General features: G+C 70.4%; 11 protein-coding genes. 7 read left to right on the forward strand and 4 right to left on the reverse strand.

Annotated elements, in window-relative coordinates; all coding sequences use genetic code 11:
• The first annotated feature begins 23 nt into the window (after positions 1-23).
• Together HAV40_RS34970 and HAV40_RS34975 are read left to right on the forward strand one after the other, a co-directional pair.
• Positions 24-380, forward strand: a complete 357-nt coding sequence (locus tag HAV40_RS34970) for a thioredoxin family protein (protein WP_120317972.1) — start codon at positions 24-26, stop codon at positions 378-380.
• Positions 381-415: 35 nt separating this feature from the next.
• A complete protein-coding gene (locus HAV40_RS34975; RefSeq protein WP_203672047.1) occupies positions 416-2,464 on the forward strand; it encodes an intein-containing Rv2578c family radical SAM protein in 2,049 nt (682 codons plus the stop codon).
• On the opposite strand, the gene HAV40_RS34980 is transcribed toward HAV40_RS34975, so the two are convergent.
• Together HAV40_RS34980 and HAV40_RS34985 are read right to left on the reverse strand one after the other, a co-directional pair.
• Complete coding sequence (locus HAV40_RS34980; protein ID WP_166388573.1) at positions 2,451-2,774, reverse strand: DUF3817 domain-containing protein; 324 nt, start codon at positions 2,772-2,774, stop codon at positions 2,451-2,453. The two genes, HAV40_RS34975 and HAV40_RS34980, sit on opposite strands and share 14 nt — an antisense overlap.
• Positions 2,771-3,178: a hypothetical protein gene (locus HAV40_RS34985; protein ID WP_203672048.1), complete on the reverse strand. Its 408-nt coding sequence runs from the start codon at positions 3,176-3,178 to the stop codon at positions 2,771-2,773. The genes HAV40_RS34980 and HAV40_RS34985 overlap by 4 nt, the downstream gene beginning before the upstream one ends.
• Positions 3,179-3,257: 79 nt before the next feature.
• Between HAV40_RS34985 and HAV40_RS34990 the strand changes: the two genes are divergently transcribed.
• On the forward strand, positions 3,258-3,941 hold the full coding sequence (locus HAV40_RS34990) for a hypothetical protein (protein WP_166388575.1): 684 nt from the start codon (positions 3,258-3,260) through the stop codon (positions 3,939-3,941).
• A gap of 27 nt (positions 3,942-3,968) precedes the next feature.
• Here HAV40_RS34990 and HAV40_RS34995 read toward each other — a convergent pair whose 3' ends face one another.
• Entirely contained in the window at positions 3,969-5,168 is a 1,200-nt protein-coding gene (locus tag HAV40_RS34995) for an acyl-CoA dehydrogenase family protein (RefSeq protein ID WP_166388576.1), read from the reverse strand.
• A gap of 155 nt (positions 5,169-5,323) precedes the next feature.
• On the opposite strand from HAV40_RS34995, the gene HAV40_RS35000 reads away from it, so the two are divergent.
• From HAV40_RS35000 to HAV40_RS35010, 3 genes are read left to right on the forward strand one after another with little or no spacing between them, the layout of a single operon-like run.
• Positions 5,324-5,764 carry a DUF4190 domain-containing protein gene (locus tag HAV40_RS35000; protein ID WP_166388577.1) on the forward strand — a complete coding sequence of 147 codons (441 nt, stop codon included), beginning with the start codon at positions 5,324-5,326 and terminating at the stop codon, positions 5,762-5,764.
• Between the two features lie 25 nt (positions 5,765-5,789).
• Positions 5,790-6,302 carry a DUF4190 domain-containing protein gene (locus HAV40_RS35005; protein ID WP_166388578.1) on the forward strand — a complete coding sequence of 171 codons (513 nt, stop codon included), beginning with the start codon at positions 5,790-5,792 and terminating at the stop codon, positions 6,300-6,302.
• A 12-nt stretch (positions 6,303-6,314) separates the two neighbouring features.
• The gene (locus tag HAV40_RS35010) at positions 6,315-6,821 is read left to right on the forward strand and encodes a DUF4190 domain-containing protein (RefSeq protein WP_166388579.1); all 507 of its coding nucleotides are present in this window, start codon (positions 6,315-6,317) and stop codon (positions 6,819-6,821) included.
• A 74-nt stretch (positions 6,822-6,895) separates the two neighbouring features.
• Here HAV40_RS35010 and HAV40_RS35015 read toward each other — a convergent pair whose 3' ends face one another.
• Positions 6,896-7,708 (reverse strand): SDR family NAD(P)-dependent oxidoreductase, encoded by an 813-nt coding sequence (locus HAV40_RS35015; RefSeq protein ID WP_166388580.1) that lies wholly within the window; start codon positions 7,706-7,708, stop codon positions 6,896-6,898.
• Between the two features lie 101 nt (positions 7,709-7,809).
• Here HAV40_RS35015 and HAV40_RS35020 point away from each other — a divergent pair, with 101 nt between their 5' ends.
• Positions 7,810-8,763, forward strand: coding sequence for an HpcH/HpaI aldolase/citrate lyase family protein (locus HAV40_RS35020; protein ID WP_166388581.1), 954 nt, complete (start codon positions 7,810-7,812; stop codon positions 8,761-8,763).
• The last annotated feature ends 62 nt before the right edge of the window (positions 8,764-8,825 follow it).

An 8,825-nucleotide genomic window follows, 5' to 3' on the forward strand; every position in this document is an offset into this window, starting at 1 on the left:
TCTATGAAATGAGGAGCACGACGATGGGCACCGTGGAGTTCACCACCGAAAACTTCGGCGAGAAGACGAGCGGCGACGGCATCACGTTCGTCGACTTCTGGGCGAGCTGGTGTGGCCCGTGTGTCCGTTTCGCGCCGGTCTACGAGCGGGCCGCCGAGGCGAACCCGGACGTCACCTTCGGCAAGGTCGACACCGAGGCGCAGCAGGAACTCGCCATGCACTTCAACATCCAGTCGATCCCCACGATCATGGCCATCCGCGACGGCGTGATCGTGTACTCGCAGCCGGGCGCGCTGCCCGAGGCCGCCTTCCTGGACCTGCTCCAGAAGGTGCGCGAGCTCGACATGGAGCAGGTGAAGGCGGACGCGACCGCCGCCTGACGTTCGATCGTTCGAACATATGTTTCAATAGCGGGGTGCGCTGGACCCATCTGACCGACAGCACCCCGCCGGACGCGACCGCGCCGGTGCAGCAGCAGCTGCCCGGCGCGGTCGTGCGTACGTTCGACACCCCCGGCTTCGCCGGGATGACGTTCTACGAGGTACGCGCCAAGTCACTGATCAACAAGGTGGCGGGCGAGCCGCGCGGCGTGCCGTTCGAGTACACGATCAACCCTTATCGCGGCTGCACCCACGCCTGCTCGTACTGCCTGGCCGGAGACACTCCCGTGCTGATGGCCGACGGGCGCACCACCCCGATCTCCCAACTGCGCGTCGGCGACGCGATCATCGGCACCGTCCGCGAGGGCTCGTACCGGCGCTACGCGGTGACGCACGTGCGCGACAAGTGGTCCACGGTGAAGCCCGCCTACCGGGTGACCCTGCGCGACGGCACCGAGCTGGTGGCCAGCGGCGACCACCGGTTCCTGACCGACCGGGGCTGGAAGCACGTCACCGGGACCCGGTCGGGACCGGAGCAGCGGCCGCATCTGACGACCGGCAACAAGCTGATGGGCACCGGCCGCTTCGCCGAGCAGCCCAAGGAGTCCCCGGAGTACCGGCGCGGTTACCTGCACGCCGTGCTGCGCCCGGAGCCGGACACCGGCTACCGCGACCCGTACGGCACCGTGCCCCGGTTCCGGCTGGCGTCGGCCGAGCCGCAGCTGCTCAGCCGCACGATCGGCTACCTGCGCGAGTCGGGCGTGCACACCGCCGAGTACACGCCGCTGGGCCAGCGCACGGGGCTGCGCACGTACGCCCGGCGTGATCTCGATCTGATCGGCGTGCTGCTGCAGCGGCCGGAGGAACGCGACGCGGAGTGGGACAAGGGCTTCCTGGCCGGGGTCTTCGATGCCGAGGGCAGCCACACCCAGGGGCTGTGGCGCGTCGTGCACACCGACCCGGAGCTGGTCGAGCCGACCAGGGCGGCGCTGCGCGGATTCGGGTTCGACTTCGTGGTCGAGGACCGGCGCGACCCGATCGGGCTGCTCAGCCTGCGCCTGCTCGGCGGGCTGCCGGAGAAGCTGCGCTTCTTCCACCTGACCGACCCGGCGGTGACGAAGCGACGCACGGTGCAGGGGGTCGCCATCAAGGGCGCCGTGCCGCTGCACGTGACCTCGATCGAGCCGCTGGGCCTGGAGCTGCCGCTGTGGGACATCACCACCGGCACCGGCGACTTCATCGCCAACGGCGTGGTCAGCCACAACTGCTTCGCCCGCAACACGCACAGCTACCTGGACCTGGACACCGGACACGACTTCGACTCGAAGATCGTGGTGAAGGTGAACGCCCCCGAGCTGCTGCGCCGCGAGCTGGCCTCGCCCCGCTGGGACGGCAAGCCGATCGCGATGGGCACCAACGTCGACTGCTACCAGCGCGCCGAGGGCCGCTACCAGCTCATGCCGGGCATCATCGGGGCGCTGTCGGACTGGTCGAACCCGTTCTCCATCCTCACCAAGGGCACCCTGATCCTGCGCGACCTGCCGTTGCTGCAGCGGGCGGCGCAGCGGGCCCGGGTGTCGGTGGCGTTCTCCATCGGTTTTCTCGACGAGGCGCTGTGGCGCTCGGTCGAGTCGGGCACGCCGAGCCCGTCGCGGCGGCTGGACGCGGTGCGCCGGATGACCGACGCGGGGGTGCGGGTCGGGGTGCTGATGGCACCGATCCTGCCCGGACTGTCCGACAGTGAGGAGCAGCTCGACGCGACGGTCGGGGCGCTGGTCGCGGCGGGTGCCGCCAGCATCACGCCGCTGGTGCTGCACCTGCGGCCCGGCGCGCGGGAGTGGTATCTGGGCTGGCTCGCCGCGAACCGTCCCGAGCTGGTGCCGTTCTACGAGCGGCTCTACCCCGGCAAGCGGGCCTACGTGAGCGCCGACTACCAGCGCCTGGTGACCGCGAAGGTGCGCCGGGCCTGCCGACGGCACGGGCTGTCGGCCCGGGACACGCCTCGGGACCTGGTGCTGACCGGGGAGGAGACGGAACCGCCCGCCGCCTCGGAGGCGGCGGGCGTCCAGCTCACGCTTCTGTGAACGAGGGCTGCCGGTCGGCGCCGCTGAGCCAGCCGACCACGCGCCGCTCCATGATGAACGACAGGAACGGGATGGTCCCGGCCAGCGCCACCAGCAGGATGCGGGTGACCGGCCACTGCACCCGGCGGGCCAGGTCGGCGACGGCGGCCAGGTAGACCACGTACAGCCAGCCGTGCACCGGGGCGATGATCATCACGCCGAGGTTGTTGTCGCCGAAGTACTTCATCGGCATGGCGACTAGGGTCAGCGCGAGCAGCAGCACGCCCACGATCCAGGCGATGATGCGGTACCGGGTGAGTGCGCCGTTCATCGATACTCCTTAGCGGGATAGTCGCTGGGGCGTGCATCGGGGTTCTCGTTCAGCCAGGCCAGGTATCGGTTGTACTCGGCCAGCTGCGGATCGCCGGAATCCTCGTCCGCGGCAGTGGGCTGACTCACCCGCCGCGTGATGACCGGCCGGGGCCGGTCCACCGGGTCAACGGCCGGAGCCGGGGACTCGGCACGGCCCTTGCGGAGGGTGAGCCGCATCTCGCGGACCCAGATCACCACCACGAAGATCGCGAAGATCGGCCACTCGAAGGTGTACGCCCAGCTCAAAGTGTTTCCCTCGGCGGCACGGCCCGCCTGCCACCAGCCGAGGGCCAGACATGTGACGACGGCCAGCAGGGCCAGCGCATGACCGGCCAGCCAGCCGGGGGTGAGCAGTCGTCGCACGGCAGCCAGACTACCTGCACCCCGAATCGACACCGGCCGCGCCGTTGGTGGAGGTGAAGCGGTCTCGTAGCCTTTGCGGGTGAACGCCGTGCCGACGACCCCGCGTGCCCGCGCCATCGTGCTCACCGTGGCCGGGCTGCTGCTCATCGCGGGCGCGTGGTGGTACGGGCGCACCACGCCCATCCACCCGATGTCCGCCGACGAGGCCGACACCGTCTGGCTGATCGTGCTGGGCGCCGGGGCCGCCATCGCGCGCTCCTTCCACCTGATGCGTCACCCGAACGGGCGCTGGCGGCAGGGTGCCGCCGACGGTGAACCGGGTCTGGTGCTCACTCCGGTGTCGGACCGCGTGCTGACCGCGCTGTGGTTCGCCGTGCAGCTGCCGATCATCGCCCGCTGGGCGCGGCTGGACAGCACGCGCGAACTCTGGCTGGCGATCGGCTGGACACTGCTCGCGCTCGGGCTGCTCTGGGTGGTGGTGCGCCCGGCGCACGGCCACTCCCGGCAGGTCGTGCTCAACGCGAGCGGCGTGCGCGTACACCGGCGGCACGTGCCCTGGTCGCAGGTGCGCTCGGCGCGGCTGAACAGCGGGGCGGGCGTACGCCTGGAGACCGCCGACGGCACCGTGCGGTTGCGCGGCGCGGACTACCGGATGCGCGACGGCGACGTGGCCGCCGTCCTGCAGTACTACTACGACCACCCGGAGCGCCGCGGCGACCTGGCCCACCTCGACGAGGCCCCGCCGGAGCTGCGGTCGAGCTGAGCCAGGCCGGTGCCGCGACCCCGCACCTCAGCGGGCGCGGTACTCCTTGAGCAGGCCGCGCGAGATGATCGTCTTCTGGATCTCGCTGGTGCCCTCGCCGATGAGCAGGAACGGCGCCTCACGCATCAGGCGCTCGATCTCGTACTCCTTGGAGAAGCCGTAGCCGCCGTGGATGCGGAACGACTCGGTGACGATCTCGTGGCAGTACTCGCTGGCCAGCAGCTTGGCCATACCCGCCTCGACGTCGTTGCGCTCGCCGGAGTCCTTGAGCCGGGCGGCGTTGACCATCAGCGCGTGCGAGGCCTCGATCTTGGTGCCCATCTCGGCCAGCTTGAACGCGATGGCCTGGTGCTGGGCGATCGGCTTGCCGAACGTGGCGCGCTGCTGGGCGTACGCCACGGCCAGCTCGAACGCGCGGATCGAGATGCCGCAGGCGCGGGCGGCCACGTTGACCCGGCCGACCTCGATGCCGTCCATCATCTGGTAGAAGCCGCGACCGGCCTTGTCCGCGCCGCCGAGGATCGCCGACGCGGGCACCCGGTGGCCGTTGAGCACCATCTCGGTGGTCTCGACGCCCTTGTAGCCCATCTTCTCGATCTTGCCGGGGATGGTCAGGCCGGGCGCGGTCTCGCCGAAGCCCGGCTCCTTCTCCAGCAGGAACGTGGTCATGTTGCCGTAGACGCTGTCCGCGCCCTGGTCGGTCTTCACCAGGGTCGCCACGACGGACGAGTACGCGCCGTTGGTCAGCCACATCTTCTGGCCGTTCAGCACGTACGCGTCACCGTCACGGACCGCCTTCGAGGTGATCGCGGCGACGTCGGAACCGGTGTTCGGCTCGGACATGCTGAACGCGCCGCGCACCTCGCCGGTGGCCATCCGGGGCAGCAGGCGCTGCTTCTGCTCCTCGGAGCCGTGCTGGCCGATCAGGTAGGCCACGATGAAGTGGGTGTTGACGATGCCGGACACCGACATCCAGCCGCGCGACAGCTCCTCCACGACCAGGGCGTAGGTCAGCAGGGACTCGCCGAGCCCGCCGTACTCCTCGCCGATGGTCAGGCCGAACAGGCCCATCTCCTTCATCCCCGCGAGGATCTCCTCGGGGTACTCGTCGGCGTGCTCCAGCCGCTGCGCACGGGGGATGATCTCCTTGTCGGCGAACTCGCGCACCGTCTCGAGGATCGCGGTCTGCACGTCGGACAAGCCTGGAGTGCGGGCGAGACGAGCCATCTGTCAGCCTCCCGGGACTGAACGAACCTTCAGGTGAGCTGAGTATGAGCCGGGCCCCAGTCCCATCCAAGGCGCTTGACAGCACCGTCACTGTGAAAAGGTTCACCGGGTTCGCTAACGTGCGCTGAACCCTCAACCGAGAGACAAGGCACCCCATGAGCTACACCCCGCCCGGCCAGGACCCCTACGGCCAGCAGCCGGACCCCTACGCCCAGCAGCCGCAGCAGCCGAACCCGTACGGCCAGCCGCAGCCCCCCGCGCAGCCGTACGGCGAGCAGCCCGGCCTGCAGCAGCCCTACGCCCAGCCCTGGGGCGGCGCACCGGTGAAGCAGACCAACGGCCTGGCCCTTGCCGCGATGATCGTCGGCATCATCTCCATCCCGTCCGCGTGCTGCGCGCTGCTCGGCGTCGCGGTCGGCGCGGCTGCCGCGATCATGGGCCACATCAGCATGAAGCAGATCGCCCAGCTGGGTCAGTCCAACCGGTCGCAGGCCCTGACCGGCGTCATCTGCGGCTACGTCGGCGTGGGTCTCGGCATCCTGAACGGCATCGCCGGGCTGGCGCTGAACCTCAACGGCGGCTTCGGCTCCTTCTAGCGAACCGTCGAGTCAGGAGCCCTTCATGACATATCCGCCGCCCGCGAGCCCGGATCCGTTCAACCAGCAACCCGATCCGTACGCCGCGCCACCCACCCCGAACCCGTACGCCCCGCAGCCGGTCAGCGCCGACCCGTATGCGGCACCGCCGGTCAGCGCGGCCCCGTACGCCGCGCCGCCGCCGGGGGCGTACGTCGTGCCCCCGATGCCGTACGCGGCGGGCCCCGCCACCCAGGGCACCAACGGCATGGCGATCGCGTCGATGGTGCTCGGCATCGTGGGCGTGCTGATGTGCTGGTGCTACGGCATCGGCGCGCTGCCCGGCCTGATCGGCGCGATCCTCGGTCACGTCAGCCAGAAGCAGATCCGGGAGCGCCAGCAGGAGGGCAAGGGTCTGGCCATCACCGGCATCATCACGGGATGGTCCGCCGTCGCGCTGACCGTCATCGGGATCGTGATCGTGGTCATCATCATCGCCAACGACCCGACCTTCTGGGACGAGATCCAGAACGGCAGCAGCAGCAGCGACTGGGACTAGCTGGGAGAAGCCATGACCTACCCGCCTCCGCCGTCCGGCCAGGACCCCTACCAGGGCCAGCCCGACCCCTACGCGCCGCCGCCGGCGGCCAACCCGTACGCGCCGCCGCCGACGAGCGTGCCGCCGGTCGCGCCGCAGTCGGCACAGCCGTACAGCGACCCGTACAAGGCCGCCGACCCGTACGCCGCCGCACCGCAGCTGCAGTACGGCCAGCCGCCCTACGGTCAGCAGCCCTACGGCGGTTACCCGCCGGCCCGGCCGCAGAACAGCATGGCCCTGGTCGCGCTGATCCTTTCCCTGGTCGGCCTGCTCACCTGGATCACCGCCCCGATCGGCGCGATCCTGGGGCACTCCGCGATGAAGCAGATCCGCCAGAGCGGCGAGGACGGCGAGGGGCTGGCGAAGGCGGCGATCATCGTCGGCTGGATCATCACCGGCCTCGGTGTGATCGGCTGCCTCTGCGCCTTCGGCCTGCCGTTCCTGGCCGTGCTGGGCGCGGGCGGTTCGAGCAGCTACTGACGCCGTACCCCGGACGAGGCTCCGTCCCGCGATCAGCGGGACGGAGCCTCGGCTCGTTCGGGGCGGGGTGCGGGTCAGGCGACCGCGGCGGCGCTCGCGTCCCACAGGCGCGCGGCGAACTGCGGGTCACGCGCGCCGGGGTGCGGGCGGGTCGGCTTGCGCAGCACGTAGTACGCGCCGTTCTGCAGCTCCGCCGGGTCCGCGGTGGACAGCCAGACGAGCTGGTCGGCACCCTGCTCCGGGGTCGCGATGCCAGGCCCGATCTTGTAGAACAGCCGGGCGGCGGGCGTGCCGAAACGGGTCCGCACCACGCCCGGGTGGAACGAGAAGCTGAGCAGCTCCGGCCAGCGCCGGGCGGCCTCTGCCGCGAACAGGATGTTGGCGCGCTTCGAGCCGCCGTACGCCAGCCAGGCGCTGTAGATGCCGCCGCGCCGGTCCAGGTTGTCCGGGTCGAGGGTGCCGAACGAGTGCGCCATCGACGCCGTGTTGACGATGCGGGCGCCCGGTGCGAGCTGGTCGCGCAGCAGGTGCGACAGCAGGAACGGGGCCAGGTGGTTGGTCTGGATGGTCAGCTCGTGACCGTCCACGGTGGTGGTGCGCCGGTTGGCGACCAGGCCCGCGTTGTTGGCCAGTACGTCGACGCGCTGCCCGGAGAGCTTGGCGGCCAGGTCGCGCACCTGCGACAGCTGCGCGAAATCGGCCAGCAGGCCGATCGGCTCGGGTCCCGCCGCCGCGGCGCGCACCGTGCCCAGCGCCGCGTCCAGCCGTCCCGGATCGCGCCCGACCAGAGTGACCTGCCAGCCCTGGCGTACCAGCGCGACAGCGCCCGCCTGCCCGATGCCGGACGTGGCACCGGTGATCACCGCATGCCGCGTGAGATCTTCCACAGTCCCGTTCTCCTCTCGACGGGAGTGAGGTTACCGTGGCGTCAACTACTGAACACCCCGTGACGAAGTCATGGGCAGGCAGCGAAGCCTAAGGAGTATCGATGGCCGCTCTCGGGCGTTCCCGCAGGTCGTGCCTGGCCGTGCCGGGTTCCAGCGTCAAGATGCTCGGCAAGGCCCAGGGCCTGCCGGCCGACCAGGTCTTCCTGGACCTGGAGGACGCGGTGGCACCGCTGGCCAAGCCTGAGGCCCGCAAGAACATCGTGGCCGCGCTCAACGAGGGCGACTGGGCCGGCAAGACCCGCGTGGTACGGGTCAACGACCTGACCACGCCGTGGACGTACACCGACGTCATCGCGATCGTCGAGGGCGCGGGCGCCAACCTGGACGCCATCATGCTGCCCAAGGTGCAGAGCGCGTCGCACGTGGAGTGGCTGGACCTGACGCTGACCCAGCTGGAGAAGTCGCTCGGCCTGCCGGTCGGCGCGATCGGCATCGAGGCCCAGATCGAGAACGCCGCCGGACTGGTCAACGTGGACGCCATCGCCGCCGCGTCACCGCGCGTGGAGACCATCATCTTCGGCCCCGCCGACTTCATGGCCTCGATCAACATGAAGTCCCTGGTCGTCGGCTCGCTCATCCCCGGCTACCCGGGCGACCCGTACCACTACATCCTGATGCGCATCCTGATGGCCGCCCGCATGCACGACAAGCAGGCCATCGACGGCCCGTACCTGCAGATCAAGGACGTGGACGGCTTCACCGAGGTGGCCCGGCGCTCGGCCGCGCTCGGCTTCGACGGCAAGTGGGTCCTGCACCCCGGCCAGTTAGACGCCGCCAACGAGGTCTACTCCCCGGCCCAGTCCGACTACGACCACGCCGAACTGATCCTCGACGCCTACGACTACTACACCTCCGAGCAGGGCGGCCGCCTCGGCGCCGTCATGCTCGGCGACGAGATGATCGACGAAGCCTCCCGCAAGATGGCCCTCGTCATCTCCGCCAAAGGCCGCGCCGCCGCAATGACCCGCACCACCTCCTTCACCCCTCCCGCCTGACCACCCACTCCCCACCCCCGCCCCGCCCCCGCCACCCCCGCCCCGCCCCTGGCGGGCCGGGC

Source organism: Catellatospora methionotrophica, assembly GCF_011297335.1.
Classification (GTDB): domain Bacteria; phylum Actinomycetota; class Actinomycetes; order Mycobacteriales; family Micromonosporaceae; genus Catellatospora; species Catellatospora methionotrophica.

Coding starts and splice junctions, on each gene's coding strand:
- HAV40_RS35005 (WP_166388578.1), top strand. CDS start 5,790: ATGACATATCCGCCGCCCGCGAGCCCGGATCCGTTCAACCAGCAACCC.
- HAV40_RS35020 (WP_166388581.1), top strand. CDS start 7,810: ATGGCCGCTCTCGGGCGTTCCCGCAGGTCGTGCCTGGCCGTGCCGGGT.
- HAV40_RS35000 (WP_166388577.1), top strand. CDS start 5,324: ATGAGCTACACCCCGCCCGGCCAGGACCCCTACGGCCAGCAGCCGGAC.
- HAV40_RS34970 (WP_120317972.1), top strand. CDS start 24: ATGGGCACCGTGGAGTTCACCACCGAAAACTTCGGCGAGAAGACGAGC.
- HAV40_RS34980 (WP_166388573.1), bottom strand. CDS start 2,774: ATGAACGGCGCACTCACCCGGTACCGCATCATCGCCTGGATCGTGGGC.
- HAV40_RS35010 (WP_166388579.1), top strand. CDS start 6,315: ATGACCTACCCGCCTCCGCCGTCCGGCCAGGACCCCTACCAGGGCCAG.
- HAV40_RS34995 (WP_166388576.1), bottom strand. CDS start 5,168: ATGGCTCGTCTCGCCCGCACTCCAGGCTTGTCCGACGTGCAGACCGCG.